This is a genomic window from Prosthecobacter vanneervenii (assembly GCF_014203095.1).
GTDB classification, from domain to species: domain Bacteria; phylum Verrucomicrobiota; class Verrucomicrobiia; order Verrucomicrobiales; family Verrucomicrobiaceae; genus Prosthecobacter; species Prosthecobacter vanneervenii.
The window spans coordinates 215,077-232,258 of sequence record NZ_JACHIG010000009.1 but is presented as its reverse complement, the minus strand read 5'-3'; the positions used below and the strand labels follow the sequence as shown (position 1 = coordinate 232,258).

Annotated in this window: 14 protein-coding genes; 10 read left to right on the top strand and 4 right to left on the bottom strand. The window is 61.2% G+C overall.

Going from position 1 to position 17,182, the window contains the following annotated elements; all coding sequences use genetic code 11:
* The first annotated feature begins 424 nt into the window (after positions 1-424).
* From HNQ65_RS19690 to HNQ65_RS19670, 5 genes are all read left to right on the top strand, one after another.
* Positions 425-1,186, top strand: coding sequence for a hypothetical protein (locus HNQ65_RS19690; protein WP_184342178.1), 762 nt, complete (start codon positions 425-427; stop codon positions 1,184-1,186).
* Between the two features lie 606 nt (positions 1,187-1,792).
* Entirely contained in the window at positions 1,793-2,818 is a 1,026-nt protein-coding gene (locus HNQ65_RS19685; protein ID WP_184342176.1) for a phenylalanine--tRNA ligase subunit alpha, read from the top strand.
* A 146-nt stretch (positions 2,819-2,964) separates the two neighbouring features.
* The gene (gene pheT / locus HNQ65_RS19680) at positions 2,965-5,358 is read left to right on the top strand and encodes a phenylalanine--tRNA ligase subunit beta (protein ID WP_184342174.1); all 2,394 of its coding nucleotides are present in this window, start codon (positions 2,965-2,967) and stop codon (positions 5,356-5,358) included.
* Between the two features lie 37 nt (positions 5,359-5,395).
* The gene (locus HNQ65_RS19675; RefSeq protein ID WP_184342172.1) at positions 5,396-5,638 is read left to right on the top strand and encodes a UPF0175 family protein; all 243 of its coding nucleotides are present in this window, start codon (positions 5,396-5,398) and stop codon (positions 5,636-5,638) included.
* Between the two features lie 6 nt (positions 5,639-5,644).
* Positions 5,645-6,112, top strand: a complete 468-nt coding sequence (locus HNQ65_RS19670; protein ID WP_184342170.1) for a DUF3368 domain-containing protein — start codon at positions 5,645-5,647, stop codon at positions 6,110-6,112.
* Between the two features lie 7 nt (positions 6,113-6,119).
* On the opposite strand, the gene HNQ65_RS19665 is transcribed toward HNQ65_RS19670, so the two are convergent.
* The 3 genes from HNQ65_RS19665 to HNQ65_RS19655 form a co-directional block, all read right to left on the bottom strand.
* The gene (locus HNQ65_RS19665) at positions 6,120-7,286 is read right to left on the bottom strand and encodes an aminotransferase class V-fold PLP-dependent enzyme (protein WP_184342168.1); all 1,167 of its coding nucleotides are present in this window, start codon (positions 7,284-7,286) and stop codon (positions 6,120-6,122) included.
* A gap of 106 nt (positions 7,287-7,392) precedes the next feature.
* Positions 7,393-7,764 carry a type II toxin-antitoxin system RelE family toxin gene (locus HNQ65_RS19660; RefSeq protein WP_184342166.1) on the bottom strand — a complete coding sequence of 124 codons (372 nt, stop codon included), beginning with the start codon at positions 7,762-7,764 and terminating at the stop codon, positions 7,393-7,395.
* Positions 7,761-8,789 (bottom strand): peptidylprolyl isomerase, encoded by a 1,029-nt coding sequence (locus HNQ65_RS19655; RefSeq protein ID WP_184342163.1) that lies wholly within the window; start codon positions 8,787-8,789, stop codon positions 7,761-7,763. Before HNQ65_RS19655 ends, HNQ65_RS19660 begins: the two co-directional genes overlap by 4 nt.
* 231 nt (positions 8,790-9,020) lie before the next feature.
* On the opposite strand from HNQ65_RS19655, the gene acs reads away from it, so the two are divergent.
* The gene (gene acs, locus HNQ65_RS19650; RefSeq protein WP_343076575.1) at positions 9,021-10,949 is read left to right on the top strand and encodes an acetate--CoA ligase; all 1,929 of its coding nucleotides are present in this window, start codon (positions 9,021-9,023) and stop codon (positions 10,947-10,949) included.
* On the opposite strand, the gene HNQ65_RS19645 is transcribed toward acs, so the two are convergent.
* Positions 10,946-12,343 (bottom strand): apolipoprotein N-acyltransferase, encoded by a 1,398-nt coding sequence (locus HNQ65_RS19645; RefSeq protein WP_184342159.1) that lies wholly within the window; start codon positions 12,341-12,343, stop codon positions 10,946-10,948. The genes acs and HNQ65_RS19645 overlap by 4 nt on opposite strands.
* 131 nt (positions 12,344-12,474) lie before the next feature.
* Here HNQ65_RS19645 and HNQ65_RS19640 point away from each other — a divergent pair, with 131 nt between their 5' ends.
* The 4 genes from HNQ65_RS19640 to HNQ65_RS19625 all read left to right on the top strand — a co-directional run bounded on the left by HNQ65_RS19640 (position 12,475) and on the right by HNQ65_RS19625 (position 17,165).
* Positions 12,475-13,716: a PQQ-binding-like beta-propeller repeat protein gene (locus HNQ65_RS19640; protein ID WP_184342157.1), complete on the top strand. Its 1,242-nt coding sequence runs from the start codon at positions 12,475-12,477 to the stop codon at positions 13,714-13,716.
* A gap of 97 nt (positions 13,717-13,813) precedes the next feature.
* The gene (locus tag HNQ65_RS19635) at positions 13,814-15,133 is read left to right on the top strand and encodes a bifunctional UDP-3-O-[3-hydroxymyristoyl] N-acetylglucosamine deacetylase/3-hydroxyacyl-ACP dehydratase (protein ID WP_184342156.1); all 1,320 of its coding nucleotides are present in this window, start codon (positions 13,814-13,816) and stop codon (positions 15,131-15,133) included.
* Positions 15,134-15,145: 12 nt separating this feature from the next.
* On the top strand, positions 15,146-15,949 hold the full coding sequence (lpxA, locus tag HNQ65_RS19630; protein WP_184342154.1) for an acyl-ACP--UDP-N-acetylglucosamine O-acyltransferase: 804 nt from the start codon (positions 15,146-15,148) through the stop codon (positions 15,947-15,949).
* Positions 15,950-16,022: 73 nt separating this feature from the next.
* Entirely contained in the window at positions 16,023-17,165 is a 1,143-nt protein-coding gene (locus HNQ65_RS19625) for a glycosyltransferase (protein ID WP_184342152.1), read from the top strand.
* Positions 17,166-17,182: the final 17 nt, after the last annotated feature.

Genomic DNA, 17,182 nt, shown 5'->3' with positions numbered 1-17,182 from the left:
GGCATGAATCTGGTGAGACAGAAATGTTAGGCGTGTTTGTTGATGTAAAGCACCTGCGAGAGTAAAAAATTCGCAGTTAAACTTTCACGTTTCGTCGCAAAAAAAAACGATTTGTCAGGTTAACCCATAGAAGGGCCGTGGCCGGCTTCTTGGTTGGCTAAAAAGTCAGCAAGATTGTTCGCATTGACAGGCAGTGGTACTCGCAGAGCAAAGGCATGCCGCAAGCTCTGCAGAACCAGAAAAGAAGGCACAGGTACACCCCAAGTGCTACGACCAGCCGCCTTAGAGTCTCTTTGGACGATGATCTTCATCCCGCACCTGTGGCGGCGAGATCTGGTTTGATGATGTGGAGAAGGAGGCGCTGCGTCGCATTATCTGGCGCACGTCGGAGTTGTCAGGGGGCAAGGTGGTGACTTACTGTTTCATGGGGAATCACTTCCACCTCCTTGCCGAGGTGCCGCATCGGCGGAACTGGCTGGAACGTTTTAAGGGGCCGGATGGCGAAAACAAGCTCTTCCAGCACTTTGGCATTCTCTATAGCAAGACCTACCTCGGCCTGCTGCGCGATGAGCTGACGGAATTGCGCCAGCGCGGCATGGGCATTCTGGCGGAGCAGAAGCTGGAGGCGCTTAAAAAGCGCTTTTGTGATCTTTCGCTCTTCGTGAAGGAGATCAAAGAGCGCTTCAGCCGCTGGTTCAACAAATGCCGTAGTCGTCGCGGCACGCTGTGGATGGACGGCTTTAAGAGCGTGCTGGTCGAAGGCAAAGGTGAGGCGCTGGGAGGCAGCCGCAGTGCGCAGCGTGGGCTGTGCACGGCCTTGGGCAAGCCGGTGGATGGCTGGAAGAGCGCGGGGGCAGCCGAAGCCTGTCGCTGCCTTCTGCATACTGATGGCCGTGAGGTGAAGGATGCGCAGAATGAGAATGTGGTGCGCCACGGCGTGAGTGTGGAGAGCGCACGCGCGGTGCTGAAGGAGAGGGGCAAGCTGAGCACTGCGGAGCTGGTGAGGCTAAGAGTGCGGTATTTCACGGATGGCGTGGCGCTGGGCAGCAGGGAGTTTGTGGAGGGCCTCTTTGAGGCGCAGCGGGAGTTTTTTGGCCCCAGGCGGAAAGAGGGTGCGCGGCGTATCACAGAGGCAGTCACGCCTTTTTATAGTCTGCGCAGGCTGAGAGTCAGTGCGGTGGGATAGGGGGGATCTATGTTGGCTGGCGACTGGGCAAAGCGGGGCTTGTTCCTGCGGTGGGGCTTCCGGAGCCGATGTGGACATCGGTGCTCCCAGCAAAGAACTTTGCCGCATTGGAATCTGCGCAGGCCGAGAGTCGGCGCGGTGGGATAGTGTGGGAGAGGCTTGGCTCGTTAGCCAGTGGGCAAAGCGGGGCATGTTGTGACGGCGGGGCTTCCAGAGCCGATGAGGACATCGGCGCTCCCAGCAAAGAGCTTTGCCGCATTGGAATCTGCGCAGGCCGAGAGTCAGCGCGGTGGGATAGCGTGGGAGAGGCTTGGTTCGTCAGCCAGTGGGCAAAGCGGGGCTTGTTGTGACGGCGGGGCTTCCAGAGCCGATGAAGACATCGGCGCTCCCAGCAAAGAGTTTCTGGCCAGGCCGGCGGTCTTTTTTGGGAAATCTCGGAAGTGGCTGGCGGAATCGGTTGGCCTGCTTCTGCTGGTTTGGCCTCAGCTGCGGGTTGCGAAAGGGGCGATCTTCCCCCATCATCCCGGCCCCCTGCGGGCTGCCGGTGTTTCGGCAGCCTTTGCAGAGGCATTCCCTGGCGAATGTCGCACCCTTCCCATTCTGATCATGCTCTCTCAACTCGACTCCCTGAAAACTGAAGCCCTAGCCGCGCTGGACGCAGCGCAGGATGAATCCGCGCTGGAAGCTGTGCGTGTGAACTTTCTGGGCAAGAAGGGCAGCGTGACGGCCCTGAGCCAGGGCATGAAGGATGTGCCGGTGGAGCAGAAGAAAGAGGTGGGGGCGAAGCTGAATGAAGTGCGCACGGCGATCACCGAAGGCATCGATGCGAAGAAGCTGGCGCTGCAGGCTGCGCAGGATGCGAAGGCGGTGGAGGGGATCGACATCACGCTGCCAGGACGTCCGGGCGCAGGAACTGGAGCGCTGCATCCGCTGACGCAGATCCGTGACCTGGCGATCCGCACGCTGCGCCGCATGGGCTTTGCGCTGGCAGAGGGGCCCGAGATTGAAACGGAGTGGCACTGCTTTGATGCGCTGAACACGCCTGCCGACCATCCGGCGCGCAATGAGAAGGACACCTTCTATCTCCCTGACGGACGCCTGCTGCGCACGCATACCTCGAGTGTGCAGATCCGCACGATGGAAGCGGCGAAGACGCTGCCTATTCGCATCATTGCGCCGGGCTCGGCTTATCGGCGTGATGAGATTGACGCGACGCATCTGAGTGTCTTTAACCAGCTTGAAGGGCTGTATGTGAGTCAGGATGTCAGCCTGGGTGATCTGAAGGGCACGCTGGAGTACTTCTTCCGCGAAATCTTTGGAGCAGGCACGGCGGTGCGTTTCCGCCCGCACTTCTTCCCGTTCACGGAGCCGAGCTTTGAAATTGATGTGAAGCTGGAAGCGAAGGGCAAGGATGCGCGCTGGATTGAAATCGCGGGCTGCGGCATGGTGGATCCGGCGGTGTTTGCGGAGATCAACAAGGCGCGTGGCGACAACCTTTTTGACCCGGAAACGACCACGGGCTTTGCGTTTGGCCTGGGCCTGGACCGACTGGCCATGATCATGCATGGCATCACCGACATCCGTCATCTGATTGAGAATGACGTGCGCTTCCTGCAGCAGTTCGCCGCTTAATTTTTCAAGACTCACATGAACGTTCGATTTAACCGCAGAGGGGCAAAGAGGCAGAGGACGCAGAGGTTTTAACTCCGCGACTGTTGTTTCTTGCCTGCCCTTTGAGGCGAACCTGAACTTCCCAAACGCTTTCTTTTTTTATCGCTATGCAAGTTTCTCTCTCCTGGCTCAGCACTCACATTGACCTGAGCTCCTACACCGTCCCGCAGCTTTCGGATCTTCTCACCTTCGCGGGTGTGGAGGTGGAAGGCATCGAAGAGCGTGGTGTGTCCACGGACAAGGTCGTGGTGGCGCAGATCCAGTCCTTTGTGCAGCACCCGAATGCCGACAAGCTGAGCGTGTGCCAGGTGGACGATGGCAGCGGCACGGCGCGGCAGATCGTGTGTGGTGCGAAGAATTTCAAGGAAGGCGATAAGGTGCCGCTGGCGCTGCCGGGTGCGGTGCTGCCGGGCGGGTTTGCGATCAAGGAAGGCAAGCTGCGCGGTGTGGACTCGATGGGCATGATGTGCAGCGGCAAGGAACTGGGACTGGGTGAAGACCACAGCGGGCTGCTGATCATGAACGCGGACGCGGTGGTGGGCACACCCTTCAACAAGATCCATCCTGCGGATGTGCTCTTTGATTTGGAGATCACGCCGAACCGTCCGGATCTGCTGAGTCATCTGGGGCTGGCGCGTGAACTGGCGGCGCTGACCGGGCTGCCGCTGAAGGGCGAGCGCCATCATGCGAATGCGAGTACGAAGACGAAGAAGGCGACTGACGAGCAGATCGTGATCAAAGCTGCGGATGCTTGCCCGCTGTACACCGCGCGCCTGATCAAGGGCGTGAAGGTGGGGCCGAGCCCGGAATGGCTGCGTGTGCGGCTGGAGAGCATCGGGCTGAGGCCGATCAACAGCATCGTGGACATCACGAACTATGTGATGATGGAGATGGGGCAGTCTCTGCACTGCTTTGATCTGGACAAGCTGAGCGGCGGCATCGTGGTGCGCCTGGCGGACGAGTGTGAGAAGATCCTGGCGCTGGACGGGCAGAGCTACACGCTGCAGGCGGATGATCTGGTGATCGCCGACAGCAAGCGGCCTGTGGCCGTGGCGGGTGTGATGGGTGGTGAAGAGACCGGAGTGACGGAAGCCACCGTGAACGTGCTGCTGGAGGCGGCTTATTTCGCGCCGAGCGGCATCCGCCGTACCTCGCGTCGTCTGGGACTGAGCAGCGACAGCAGCTACCGCTTTGAGCGTGGCATGGACCCGCAGCAGGTGCTGGGTGGCTCTGAGCTGGCGACGAAGCTGATTCTCTCGATTGCGGGTGGCACGGCTGAAGATGTGGTGCAGGTGGCTGGTGAAGCGCCTGCGCTGGTGGGTGAGGTGACGCTGGATGAAGAGCGCGCCCGCAAGCTGCTGGGCACGCCGGACATGAGCGGCGATGAGATGCATGCGATTCTGGAAAAGCTGGGCCTGACGAAGAAGGCTGCGAACAAGCATGAGAGCCGCTGGGGCATCCCGAGCTATCGCCTGGACCTGCTGCGTCCGGTGGATCTGGTCGAGGAGCTGGCGCGCGTGATCGGGCTGGACCGTGTGCCCTCACGGCAGGTGGCGGTGGCGTCTCCGGTGGAGGCTGCGGACCGCACGTATGATTTTGCAATGGGGCTGCGCCAGACGCTGGCGAGCCGTGGCTTTTACGAGGCGCAGACGCTGCGTCTGGTCTCTGACGCGCAACTGGCGGATTCTCTGGGTGGCGGGCAGGGCGTGGCGGTGAAGAACCCGCTGAGCGAAGACCACACGACGCTGCGCCCGAGCATTGTGCCGGGGCTGGTGGCGACGGCGGCGCTGAACATCCGCCAGGGGCTGCACCGTCTGCGGTTCTTTGAGATTGGGCGTGTCTTTCTGGCCCTGCCGAAGGGTGGCAGTCGTGAAGAGGAACGACTGGCGATGCTGATCAGCGGTCCTGTTTCTCCGACGAGCTGGCATGGACGTGAGCCGCAGGCTGCGGATGTGCATGAACTGGTGGGGCAGATTCAGAATCTGACGCGCACGCCGATCGAAGTGCGCCCGGCGAAGGAGAACCCTGCGAACTATCTGCTGACAAGCGAACTGCGCGCGGGGAATCGCGTGCTGGGGTGGATCGCACAACTGCATCCGGCGCGTGCGCGTGCGATCGATGCGCGCCATCCGGTGTATGTGGCGGAGCTGCTCTTGAGTGCGCTGCGCCAAGGCAGCACGGGGCCGGCGAAGTTTGAGGAGCTGCCGCGCTTCCCCAGCATGACGCGTGACGTGGCGATGGAGGTGCCTGCCGACCTGCCGAATGCGAAGGTGGCGGCGTTCTTTGCGAGCCAGAAGCATCCGCTGTTTGTGGGGGCGGAGGTGTTTGACGTGTTCATGGATCCTTCGGGAGCGAAGATCGCGAAGGACCGTAAGTCGATCGCGTGGACACTGACGTACCGTTCGTCTGACAAGACGCTGGAGACGGCCGAGGTGGATGCTGCGCATGCGGCGATCCTTTCGGCGCTGGAGAAGACGCTGCCGGCGACGGTGAGGCGGTAAAGCTTGAATTTCAGGGCGGGGATGTCATCCTAGCATCATGACTCTGACTTTCCCGCTACCAGCTTTTCTGGAGCAGAAGATGCAGCCGCAAAAAGCCAAGCTGCATCTGGCCGTCGGGGCTTTTGCTGCGGAAGAGGTGACTCTGGGCCAGGCTGCCGCCATCGCGGGCATTTCTCAAACTGATATGATGGGTGAACTGGCCCGAAGGCGCATACCGTTGCATTATGACGAAGCCGATTTTGCTGAAGATCTCAAAACGATCGCAGTTCTAACCGACTGACGGAACATGCTGGTCATCAGTGATACATCTCCGCTCACTGCTCTTTTGCTGGCTGGGCGAGAATCGTTGCTGAGGCAAATTTTTGACCGGGTGGTGGTTCCGCCAGCCGTCCAAAGAGAGCTTTTATGTGCTCATGATGAGCTGCCTGCATGGATCGAAATTGTGCCGCCTTCGGCCATTCCGTCCAGCGTATCCGAGGCTGGGCTGGATCCAGGTGAAACGGAAGCCATATCGCTGGCTTTGGATCTGCACCCAGATGCAGTCTTGATGGATGAGAGACTGGGGCGCAAGCTCGCCGTCAAGCATGGGCTGAAAGTCACCGGCCTACTGGGGCTTCTCGTGATGGCCAGACAGAGGAACCTGATCGGGGCGGTGCGCCCTCTGATTCAGGAAATGATAGCAAGTGGTAACTGCTGGTTTGACCAAGCACTCTTGGACACTGTGTGCAAATCGGTAGGAGAGGAGTGGAGCTGAAGTTTGCTCAAGCCACCTCCCTGATCACCTGGGCGACGCGGTCCATTTCGGCTTCGGTGTTGTAGAAGTGGGGGCTGAAGCGGATGAGGGGCTGGCCGGCGCGGTTGTGGCGGAGGGAGGTGATGATGTTGTTGGCAGTGAGGTGCTTGGCGATGTCTTCCAACGAGCGTGTGGGGTGCTGCACGGTGGTGATGCAGGAGGCGTTGACGCTGTTATGTGGATCGGGGCCGAGGAAGGTGAAGCCGAGGGGCTGCAGACCGGCGTGGAGGCGGGCTTTGAGCTTGAGGAGCTGGGCGCTGATGGCGGGGAGGCCGAACTCGAGAATGAGGTCGATGCCAGCTTTCATGCCGAGGATGCCGGAGATATTGAGGGCGCCGGGTTCGTAACGACGGCCGCCGCGCTCGAAGGCGATTTCTTCCTGGGCGATGAAGTTGGGGCTGCGCACGTTCCAGGAGCCGAGGAGGCTGGGGCGGAGCATGTCCTGCAGCTCTTCGCGCACGTAGAAGATGCCGGCGCTCATGGGGCCGAGCATCCATTTGTGGGAGTCGGCAGAGAGGAAGTCGACGTGGTCGACAAGGGTCTCAAAGGCGCCAACGGTCTGGATGGCGTCGAGGCAGAAGAGGACGCCGCGCTGGCGCAGCATGCGGCCGATGCGGTCGATCTCGATGCGGTAGCCGCTTTGGAAGTGGCAGGAGGCGAGGGCGACGAGCTTGGTTTTGGGAGTGAGTGCGGCCTCGACGAGCTCGGGGGTGATCTCTCCGGGGGAGGCGGGTTTGAGGAGCTTGAGGACGACGCCGTGGCGCTCCAGGTCTGTCCAGGGATAGACGTTGGCGGGGTAGTCGTCGAGGTAGCAGACGACCTCGTCTCCGGGCTGCCAGGGGAGGCCATTAGCGACGAGGCTGAGACCGACGGAGGTGGGGCCGATGAGGGCGATCTCGCTGGCTTTGGCACCGATGAGGCGGGCGGCGACGACGCGGGTCTCGTTCACGGCGCGCCAGGCCTCGGGATACTCCTGCATGCGCAGGCTGCACTGCTCCAGGTAGTCCTGCATGGTGCGGGTGACGCGGTGCGGGAGGATGGTGACTCCAGCGTGGGCGAGGAAGAGGCTGTCTTTGATGACAGGAAACTCCTGCTGGCGCAGGGCTTCGTCTGAAAGAAGGGAGTCGAGAGTCATGGCAGATGACGGAACCAGGATGAGCGGTATGGGATGAATAACGAAGTCCGAATGACGGAGGAAACGTCAATTCGGTGCGCGTGATTCCGGCTGCGTCAGAGCCCTGCTAGGCGACCTTGAGGGTCTTGGCGCCTTCGTCGATGAGGTGCCAGAAGCTTTTGGACTGGCTGAGGGCCTCGTCTTCCCCGCCGCCGGGGAGATTGCTGCGGAAGAGGAAGTCGGTGAGGGTGTTCTTGTGGAGGACGCGGTGGACGCGGACGTTTCCCTCGACGATGGCGAAGTAGATGCGGTGGTCGCCAGCACGGCAGCGGTAGAGTTTTTTGCCGCCGCGCTCGAGGACGCCGTAGCGCTTGGCGAGGATGGTTTCGTCGATGTCGGCGGGCTGGATGTTCAGGGCCTCAAGCAGGTGGAACTGAACCTGGGTGGGCAGGTGGGAGAGCTCCGAGGCGCTGATGTCATTAAAAACGATCTGGATCATGGCACTGTGGGCGCAGGGGATGGGGCGGGAGGAGCGGAGATGTAGCGTTTGATGACGTGCTTTTTGCGCACGGCGTCCATCCATTTGTCGATGTTGGCCTTGGACTTCTCCTGGTTGATCATTTTTTCGATCTCGGGGCGGTACTGCTCCAGGGGAGGGGCGGTGCCGAGCTTTTTGGCGTCGCAGGCGACGATGATGTAGTTGGTCTCCAGATCGAGGACCTGGCTGATGCCACCGGGCTTGAGCTCCATGGCAGCATTGGCGATGGCGGGCATGAGGTCGGTCTTGGCCATCCAGTCCCAGGCGCCGCCGTTTTCGGCGTGGCTGTCGAGGGAATTGGCCTTGGCGACGGTGGCGAAGTCGGCGCCCTGGAGGATCTTGGTGCGGAGCTCCTGGATGAGCTTTTTCTGCTTTTCAGCGCTGGAGCCTGCCTCGCCGGTGAATTTGGGGATGGTGATGGTGGAGATTTTGATCTGGTCGCCCTCACGCCATTTGTCCACGTTCTTGTCGTAGTATTCCTGAACTTCGCGGGGGGTGGCGGGGGGATGATCTCCGGCATTGCGGCCGCGCATGACGTTCATGATGACCATTTTCTGGCGCAGCTCGCGGAACTTGAGAAGGGTCATGCCGCTTTTGTTGAGCTCATCGACGAAGGCGTCACGGTTGCCTTTGAAGCTCTCGCGGATGATGCCGTTGATGTCGTCGTCCACGTACTGGGCCTTGAGCACGCCGCCGATTTTTTTGAATTCGGCGAGGAGGATCTCGCGGTCGATGAGCGTTTCGACGGCACCTTTGCGGAGCTCGGACATCTCCTTTTTGAAGCGCTCGGGGTCATTGCGCAGCTGGAACTGGAGGACCTGCTCCTGAGTCTTGATGGTTTCTTCGACTTCGGAGATGGGAATGGGCACACCGTCAACGACCGCCGCAATGCCATTGGTGTAGCTGCGCGCAGCAGGGGGCTGCTGGGCGCGGACACTGGTGCAGGCGGCGGCAAGGGCAATCAGGCTGATACGCAGGTACGTCATGATAAATGAGGTGCCTATCGTAGGGCGTGAGGACGCGTAGGCAAGGTGAAGTTCGCCTGCGGGGGGCGAGAGGATGCAGCTTGGCCTTGCGCGGGTGCGGGCTCCGGTTTCTACTCTGCGCCTTCCAAACGCCGACCTGAACACGCCATGAGCAAGAAAGCCGCCGCCAAATCCGCCCCGAAGAAAGCCGCCAAACCAGCCGCTAAGGCAGGTGGCAGCACGAAATCCCTGATGACTGAAAACCGGGTCTTCAAGCCCAGTGCTGAATTTTCCAAGAAGGCGCGCATCAGCTCGATGGCGCAGTACAAGAAGATGCACGAGGAGTCGATCAAGCATCCGGAGAAGTTCTTTGGCCGTGAGGCGAAGGAGCTGCAGTGGAGCAAGCCTTTTGGCAAGGTGCTGGACTGGAAGTGCCCGAATGCCAAGTGGTTCCTGGGCGGCAAGCTGAACGTGAGCGAAAACTGCCTGGACCGCCACCTGAACACGGCACGCAAGACGAAGGCGGCGCTGATCTGGGAAGGGGAGCCAGGGGAGAAGCGAGTGCTGACCTACCAGCAGCTGCACCGCGAGGTGTGCCGCTTTGCGAATGTTCTGAAGCGCCACAAGGTGAAGAAGGGCGACCGAGTGATTATCTACATGCCCATGGTGCCTGAGGCGGCGGTGGCGATGCTGGCGTGCACCCGCATCGGTGCGATGCACAGCGTGATCTTTGGCGGCTTCAGCGCGGAGTCGATCAAGGACCGCGTGATGGACTGCGGTGCGAAGATTGTGATCACCGCCGACGGCGGCTACCGCCGTGGCGCGGTGGTGCCGCTGAAGAAGAACGTGGACGATGCGCTGAAGGCGAAGGACACGCCGGTGGAGACGGTGATCGTGTACAAGCGAACGGGACAGGATGTGCACATCGAGGAAGGCCGTGACGTGTGGTGGCACCGTGAGCTGGAGTATGTGGACTCCCATTGCGCGGCTGTGGCGATGGATTCGGAGTCGCCGATGTTCATCCTTTACACCAGCGGCAGCACAGGCAAGCCGAAGGGCATTCTGCACACGACGGGCGGCTACCTGCTGCATGCGCAGATGACCTGCAAATACGTCTTTGATCTGCGCGATGACGATGTGTACTGGTGCACGGCGGACATCGGCTGGGTGACGGGGCACACGTACATGGTGTATGGACCGCTGGCACTGGGAGCGACCTCCCTGATGTTTGAAGGTGCGCCGAACTGGCCTGAGAACGACCGCTTCTGGAAGATCATCGAAGAGTATGCGGTGACTGTTTTCTACACGGCGCCGACTGCGATCCGCGCCTTCATGAAATGGGGCGATGAGTGGCTGAAGAAGCATGACCTGAGCAGCCTGCGCCTGCTGGGCACTGTGGGCGAGCCGATCAACCCGGAAGCCTGGATGTGGTACCACAACAAGGTGGGCGGCGGCCGCTGCCCGATCGTGGACACCTGGTGGCAGACTGAGACAGGCGGACACATGATCACCCCGCTGCCGGGAGCGACGCCGACGACTCCTGGAACGGCGACGCTGCCGTTCTTTGGCGTGGATGCGGCGATCGTGGATGACCTGGGCAAGGAAGTGGGCGTGAACGAGCAGGGCAAGCTGGTGATCCGCAAGCCGTGGCCGTCCATGCTGCGCGGCATCTGGGGCGACAAGAAGCGCTATCAGGAAGCGTACTGGGGCGAGTTCAAGGGGTGGTATTTTGCCGGTGACGGAGCACGCCGCGACAAGCAGGGCAACTTCTGGATCATCGGCCGCATCGACGATGTGCTGAACGTGGCCGGACACCGCCTGGGCACTGCCGAGGTGGAAAGCGCTCTGGTTTCCCATGGAGCCGTGGCCGAGGCTGCGGTGGTGGGCCGCCCGGATGAGATGAAGGGTCAGGGCGTGGTGTGCTTTGTGACGCTGAAGGAAGGCGTGAAGTCGGGCCGCGATCTGAGCGACGAACTGAAGAAGCATGTGCGCAAGGTGATCGGCCCGGTGGCGACGCCGGATGAGATCCGCTTTGCTGCGGCGCTGCCGAAGACGCGTTCCGGCAAGATCATGCGCCGCCTGCTGAAGCAGATCGCCGCAGGTGAACTGATCAAGGGCGACACGACGACGCTGGAGGACATCAATGTCATCGCGCAGCTGGCTGCGGGTGGGGAAGACTAATCTGAACCGGCTTCGACTGGCTGCGGCATTTTCGGTTTTGAAAATGCCAGCAGCCAGAGGGTCCAGAGCAGCAGGATTGAGAGCGCCAGCCATGGCGTGAGCCAGCCCCAGCGGGTGAAGAAGGTGAGGTCGTTGATGGCCGTGATCGTGCCGCTGAGCACGCCCCGCTGCATCGCATCGAGCGATGCTGTGGCATGACCGTTTTGATCAATGATCTGAGAGACTCCGGAAGAGGCGGCCACGATCATGCAGCGCCGGTTTTCCGCTGCCCTTGCACGAAACAGCTGCGCATGCTGAATGTGCTGCCTTGCAGGCCACGAGGCCGCGTCCATGGAAGGTACGACCAGGAATTCCGCGCCAGCCAGGACCATGCGCCGCACTACGTCGTGGAAATCGCAGTCGAAGCAGATGGGTGTGCCAATCTTTCCGTGGAAAGGCGGTTCGAGCCGGTCCTCCCCAAGTGTGACTTCGAAGGCTGAGGCCGTGGGGCCATGCTCCCCGTCATTGAAGAAGTGAACGGTGTGGTTTTTACCGTGTTCACCGACGATGGCACCCTCGTTGATCGCAAGCGCCGTATTCTGCCACCTGGCGCCTTCCAGCCGTTTTTGTGTGCCAAAAACGAGCAATGCTTTGGAGCTGATCGAGATATCTTGGATGGCGGTCAATTCGCCGGAGTCCGAGCGCCGCACGTCCTTTGATACGGCATATTCCGGCCACACGATCAGCCGGGTCTCGGGCGGAGCCTGGCGGGAGAGCTCAAGGTAGTCATTGAGGGGAGCTGTCTCCGCCTGGATGGCGGTTACGGGAATGGCAGCGCTTTTGAACAACTCGGGTTCCCTGACGGGCACAAGTACAACGCCTGCCATGAGGAGCGCTGCAAGCCGGACGCATCGAGTGATGAGACTCGCAATCATCCATGCTGCCAGAAATCCCAGGCCATACACGCCCACCCATGAAGCCAGCGGCCAGGGTTCGAGAGCGAGGCCAAGATGAAGCCATGGAAACTTCAGAGGCATGAGCTCGCAGCGCACAAACTCCGTGCCGGTCCATGCCAAGGCGATGAACAGTGCGAGCCGCCAGCCTGTGGTGATGCCACGCTGCCGGGCAGTGCAGACCAGCCAGCCGAACAGTGCGGGGAAAAGCGACAGGATGCTCCAGAGTGCGATGCTGAAGACACCAAAGAGGCTCCACATCCAGGAAAGGCCGGTGCCAAAAGCCAGCAGGCCCCATGCAAAACCGGCCCTGAAACCATGTGCAGGTCGTGTCTGATGAAGGACGCCTGCCAGCACCGCCACGCTGAGCAGCGCGAGCGGCCACCAGCCATAGGGAGGAAAGGCGAACGCATAGGCGGCCGCGCTGGCGAAGAGCAGAAGTATTCGGTTGGCGCGGTCCATGGTCACATGAAGTTACGAAAGACTTGCGACCCAGCGCAAGTCTGCAATCGCCGGGCCGGAGCCACCTAACGTGAGAATGACATGAAAGGGCGCCGGTTGACGTTTCATGGTCTGTCACCCAACCAATCACCATGAAACGCACTCTCCTTTTGGTTTCCGTCTTCTGCGCACTGGACTCTCTGCATGCTGAAAACTGGCCCATGTGGCGCGGGGCAAACGGGGACGGGACGTGTGGGGAGTCGGGGCTGCCGGAGAGGTGGAGCCAGACGGAGAATGTGGTGTGGAAAGTGGAACTGCCGGAGCGGGGGAACTCGACACCGGTGGTGTGGGGGGACAAGGTGCTGATGACGCAGGCGATTGAGAAGGAGGGGCGGCGGATGCTGATGTGCTTTGACAAGGCGACGGGCAAGAAGGTATGGGAGGCGGGCACGGTGTATCGGGAGCCTGAGCTGACGCATGCGACGAATCCGCAGTGTGCGGCGTCCCCCGCGACGGATGGCGAGCGGGTGGTGGTGTCCTTTGCGTCAGCGGGGGTGTTTTGCTATGACATGAATGGCAAGGAACTGTGGAAGCGCACCGATCTGGGCAAGCAGCACCACATCTGGGGCAACGGGGCCTCTCCGGTACTGGCGGGGGACCGGGTGTTTTTCAATTTTGGCCCGGGGGAGAACACGGTGCTGTACTGCTTTGACAAAAAGACGGGCAAGACGCTGTGGCAGCATAAGGAGCCGGGCGGGGCCTCTGGCGAAGGTGAGGGGAAGAAGTGGCTGGGCTCGTGGGGGGATCCGCTGCTGCGCAAGGTGGGAGTGCGTGAGGAGCTGCTGATGTGCTACCCGACGCGTGCGTGTGCGTTTGATCCGCAGTCGGGCAAGGAGCTGTGGACGTCCGGCGGGCTGACGAATCTGGTTTATAACTCGCCGCTTTATGCGGATGGGGTGATGATCGCGATGAGCGGGTACAATGGTGCGGCGCTGGCGGTGAAGGCGGGTGGGAATGGAGATGTGACGGAGAGCCATCGCGTGTGGCAACTGCCGAAGGTGAGCCAGCGGATCGGCAGCGGGGTGGTGCACAACGGCTATCATTACATCCTGAGCGACGGGGGGATCGCGGAGTGCCGGGATCTGAAGACGGGAGAGATGGTGTTTCAGGAGCGGCTGAAGGGGAACAACTGGTCGTCTCTGGTGCTGAGCGCGGATGGCAAGTGCTATGCAGCGAACCAGATCGGCGACTGTTTTGTCTTCAAGGCGAACCCGAAGTTTGAGCTGCTGGCGACGAATTCGCTGGGGGAGAAGATCATCGGGTCTGTGGCGGTGAGCGACGGGCGGCTTTTCATCCGCGGGTACAAGCACCTGTGGTGCATCGGGAAGAGGTAGCGAAGGGCATCGGCAATAGCCCGAGGACGGGAGATCTCTCCCATGCATTTCCCTTTGACCCTGCGGGGGCAAGACGCTAACAGACGCGCTCCCGTCTATGGCCGCCTCTGACCGTCAGCACACCCTCGCCAAGTCCGTCTCGATGACGGGCACCTCGCTGCATACCGGCGAACAAGTCACCCTCACCCTCCAGCCTGCGCCGGAGAACTTTGGGTTCAAGTTCCGCCGAATTGATCTGGAGGACAAGCCCTTCATCCCGGCGCTGGTGGAGAAGGTGCAGAAAGTGGAGAGAGCCACGACCATCGCCGAGGGCGGGGTGAATGTGCACACGGTGGAGCATGTGATCTCGGCGCTGGCAGGGATGGGGGTGGACAATGCGATCATCGAGATGGACGCGAATGAGCCGCCGATCGCCGATGGGAGCTCGATGCCGTTTGTGGAGCTGATCAAGTCTGCCGGACTGCAGGAGCAGAATGAGGCGCGCAAGTATTTCGAAGTGCGTGAGCCGATCTACCAGGAGACGCGGGGCGGGACGATCCTGACGATCGTGCCGGACAAGAAGTTCCGCATTTCGTGCACGAATGTGGGTCCGGAAGGACGCTTTACGCAGTATTTCAGCACGGAGATCACTCCCGAGACCTATGAGAAGGAAATCGCGGCGGCGCGCACCTTTGTTTACTACGAGGACATCGCACCTCTGATGGAGAAGGGGCTGATCAAGGGCGGTACGCTGGAGGCTGCTGTGGTGATCCGCGGGGAGACGCTGCTGTCCAAGCAGCCGCTGCGTTTTGCGGACGAGTTTGTGAGGCACAAGATCCTGGACATCGTGGGGGACCTGATGCTTTCCGGAAAGCGGATTCTGGGGCACGTGATCGCCGTGCGTCCGGGGCATGGACCGAACACGGAGCTGGCGCGTGCGATTGTGGCGCAGTACAACCAGATGCGCAGCATGGTGCCGGCGCCGGTGAACATTCCGGTGGGCGAGGCCGTGCTGGATGTGAACGAGGTGATGAACATCCTGCCGCATCGCTATCCCTTCCTGCTGGTGGACCGAATCATTGGGTTTGAAGGCGAGTCGAAGTGCACGGGCATGAAGAATGTGACGATCAACGAGCCGTTCTTCCAGGGGCATTTCCCCGGCCACCCGATCATGCCCGGGGTGCTGCAGCTGGAGGCGATGGCGCAGGTGGCGAGCATCGTGCTGCTGCGCATGCCGGAGAACCACGGCAAGATCGGCTACTTCATGAGCGCCAATAACGTCAAGTGGCGCAGGCCGGTGCTGCCCGGAGACACGCTGATCATTGAGACTGAAATTCTCAAAACGAAGCGGAGCATTGCCAGCGGCATCGGCCGATGCAGTGTGAATGGCCAGGTGGTTTCCGAGGCCGACCTGATGTTCAGCGTGGTGGACCGCTAACGAAGAGAACGCATGTCAGCCACGATTCACCCGACCGCCATCATTGACCCGTCTGCCAAGATCGGTGCGGACGTGCATATCGGCCCCTACTGCATCATCGGTGCGGATGTGGAACTGGGAGACGGCTGTTGGCTGCAGCATCATGTGACGGTGATGGGGCCGTCGAAGATTGGGAAGAACAACAAGTTCTACGCCTACGGCTCAATCGGCCAGCAGACGCAGGACCTGAAGTACAAGGCCGAGCCCACATGGCTGGAGGTGGGAGACAACAACACCTTCCGCGAATTTTGCTCGGTGCATCGTGCGACCTCGCCGGGTGACAAGACCATCATCGGCAGCCATAACAATTTCCTCTCGTATGTGCACATCGCACATGACTGCGTGGTGGGGAATCACGTGATCTTCTCCAACAACGGCACGCTGGCGGGCCATGTGGTGGTGGATGATCATGTGATCATTGGCGGGCTGACGGCGGTGCATCAGTTCTGCCGGATCGGCACGCGTGCGATCATCGGCGGGTGTGCCAAGGTGGTGCAGGACATCCCGCCGTACTGCACGGCTGACGGGCATCCGGCGCGTGCGCGCGGGCTTAACCTCGTGGGGCTGCAGCGTGCGGGCTTCACCCGCGAGCAGATTCGTGCGCTGCGGAATGCCTTCCGTAAAGTGTACCGCAGCGGGCTGAACAATGCCCAGGCGGTGGAGGAGCTGCGGGCCGGGGAGCTGACGCCGGAGGCGGCGATCTTCACGGACTTTGTGGCTTCGACGAAGCGGGGTATCATCTACGGCGGCAAGGCGGTGGAAGAGGACGCGGAGTGATCGGATAAACTGAGGTGCGGATGCATCCAGCCTTTCGTTTCCTAGCGGGATTGTGGTAGGGTATGGTTTCCCGATGAGAATCCTACTAGTCACCGAGCCCGGAGTGGATGGCGTGTTTCGGCACGTGGAGGCGCTGGCGTCGTATCTGCTGGAGCAGGGGCATGTGGTGCATCTGGCGTATTCGGATGTGCGGGGCTCTGACCGGCTGAACCGGCTGGTGGAGAGGGTGACTGAGGCCGGAGGGAGGACGACTAATCTGGCGGTGAGCAATGCGCCGGGCCCGGGTGATGTGGGGGCTCTTTTGCGGCTGCGCAGGCTGGTGAAGGAGGCGAAGCCGGAGGTGATCCATGCGCACAGCTCGAAGGCGGGTGCGCTGACGCGCGCGCTGGTGCTGCTGGGAGTGCGGCAGCCGATTTTTTACACGCCGCATGCGTATTACGGACTGTCTGGCAAGGGCGGGATGAAGGCGCGGTTTTTCAACGCCATCGAAACGGTGCTGGGACGAGTGGGCACCTCGATCAATCTCTCCGCGGGTGAGCTGGCGTTTGCGAGGGAGACGCTGAGGATTCCGCAGCGGAGGCTGCGGGTGATTGCGAATCCGGTGGACTGTGTGCGCTTTCAGCCTGCGAGTGAGAGCCGGCGGAGAGAGATCCGTGAGGGGCTGGGTGTGCCTGCGGATGCGGTGCTGCTGGGCTCTGTGGGGAGGCTGGCGTTTCAGAAGGATCCGCTGACGCTGTATCGTGCCTTTGCGAAGGCTTGCGAGGGGAGGGCGGATCTGTGGCTGTATCATCTGGGGGATGGCGAGCTGGCTGCGGATTGTGCGGTGCTGGCGGATGAGCTGGGGATTCGCGGACGCATTGTGAGACAGAGCTACCTTTCGGAGCCGCTGTCGTTTTATCAGGCGCTGGATGGAATGATTCTGACCTCGCGCTATGAGGGGCTGTCGTTTGCGGTGCTGGAGGCGCTGGCGTGTGATCTGCCGGTGATTCTGAGCCAGGCGCCGGGGAACAATGACTTTCTGGAGATGGGGCTGACGCATTGCTGGTCGGCGGCGAAGGAGGATGCGGATGGGTTTGCGAGGGTGATCGGGGAATGGGCGGTGGATTGTGCGAAGAAGCGGCCTTCGAATCATCGGCAGGTGGCGGAGGAGAGGTTCAGCCAGGGGGCGTGTTTTGGGGGGCTGGTGAGGGAATATGAACAGGCTGCCTCCGCGTGACTTGATCTCGCGAAATC

Coding starts and splice junctions, on each gene's coding strand:
- HNQ65_RS19670 (WP_184342170.1), top strand. CDS start 5,645: ATGCTGGTCATCAGTGATACATCTCCGCTCACTGCTCTTTTGCTGGCT.
- HNQ65_RS19690 (WP_184342178.1), top strand. CDS start 425: ATGGGGAATCACTTCCACCTCCTTGCCGAGGTGCCGCATCGGCGGAAC.
- pheT (WP_184342174.1), top strand. CDS start 2,965: ATGCAAGTTTCTCTCTCCTGGCTCAGCACTCACATTGACCTGAGCTCC.
- HNQ65_RS19635 (WP_184342156.1), top strand. CDS start 13,814: ATGGCCGCCTCTGACCGTCAGCACACCCTCGCCAAGTCCGTCTCGATG.
- HNQ65_RS19660 (WP_184342166.1), bottom strand. CDS start 7,764: ATGATCCAGATCGTTTTTAATGACATCAGCGCCTCGGAGCTCTCCCAC.
- lpxA (WP_184342154.1), top strand. CDS start 15,146: ATGTCAGCCACGATTCACCCGACCGCCATCATTGACCCGTCTGCCAAG.
- HNQ65_RS19625 (WP_184342152.1), top strand. CDS start 16,023: ATGAGAATCCTACTAGTCACCGAGCCCGGAGTGGATGGCGTGTTTCGG.
- HNQ65_RS19645 (WP_184342159.1), bottom strand. CDS start 12,343: ATGGACCGCGCCAACCGAATACTTCTGCTCTTCGCCAGCGCGGCCGCC.
- acs (WP_343076575.1), top strand. CDS start 9,021: ATGACTGAAAACCGGGTCTTCAAGCCCAGTGCTGAATTTTCCAAGAAG.
- HNQ65_RS19665 (WP_184342168.1), bottom strand. CDS start 7,286: ATGACTCTCGACTCCCTTCTTTCAGACGAAGCCCTGCGCCAGCAGGAG.
- HNQ65_RS19655 (WP_184342163.1), bottom strand. CDS start 8,789: ATGACGTACCTGCGTATCAGCCTGATTGCCCTTGCCGCCGCCTGCACC.
- HNQ65_RS19675 (WP_184342172.1), top strand. CDS start 5,396: ATGACTCTGACTTTCCCGCTACCAGCTTTTCTGGAGCAGAAGATGCAG.
- HNQ65_RS19685 (WP_184342176.1), top strand. CDS start 1,793: ATGCTCTCTCAACTCGACTCCCTGAAAACTGAAGCCCTAGCCGCGCTG.
- HNQ65_RS19640 (WP_184342157.1), top strand. CDS start 12,475: ATGAAACGCACTCTCCTTTTGGTTTCCGTCTTCTGCGCACTGGACTCT.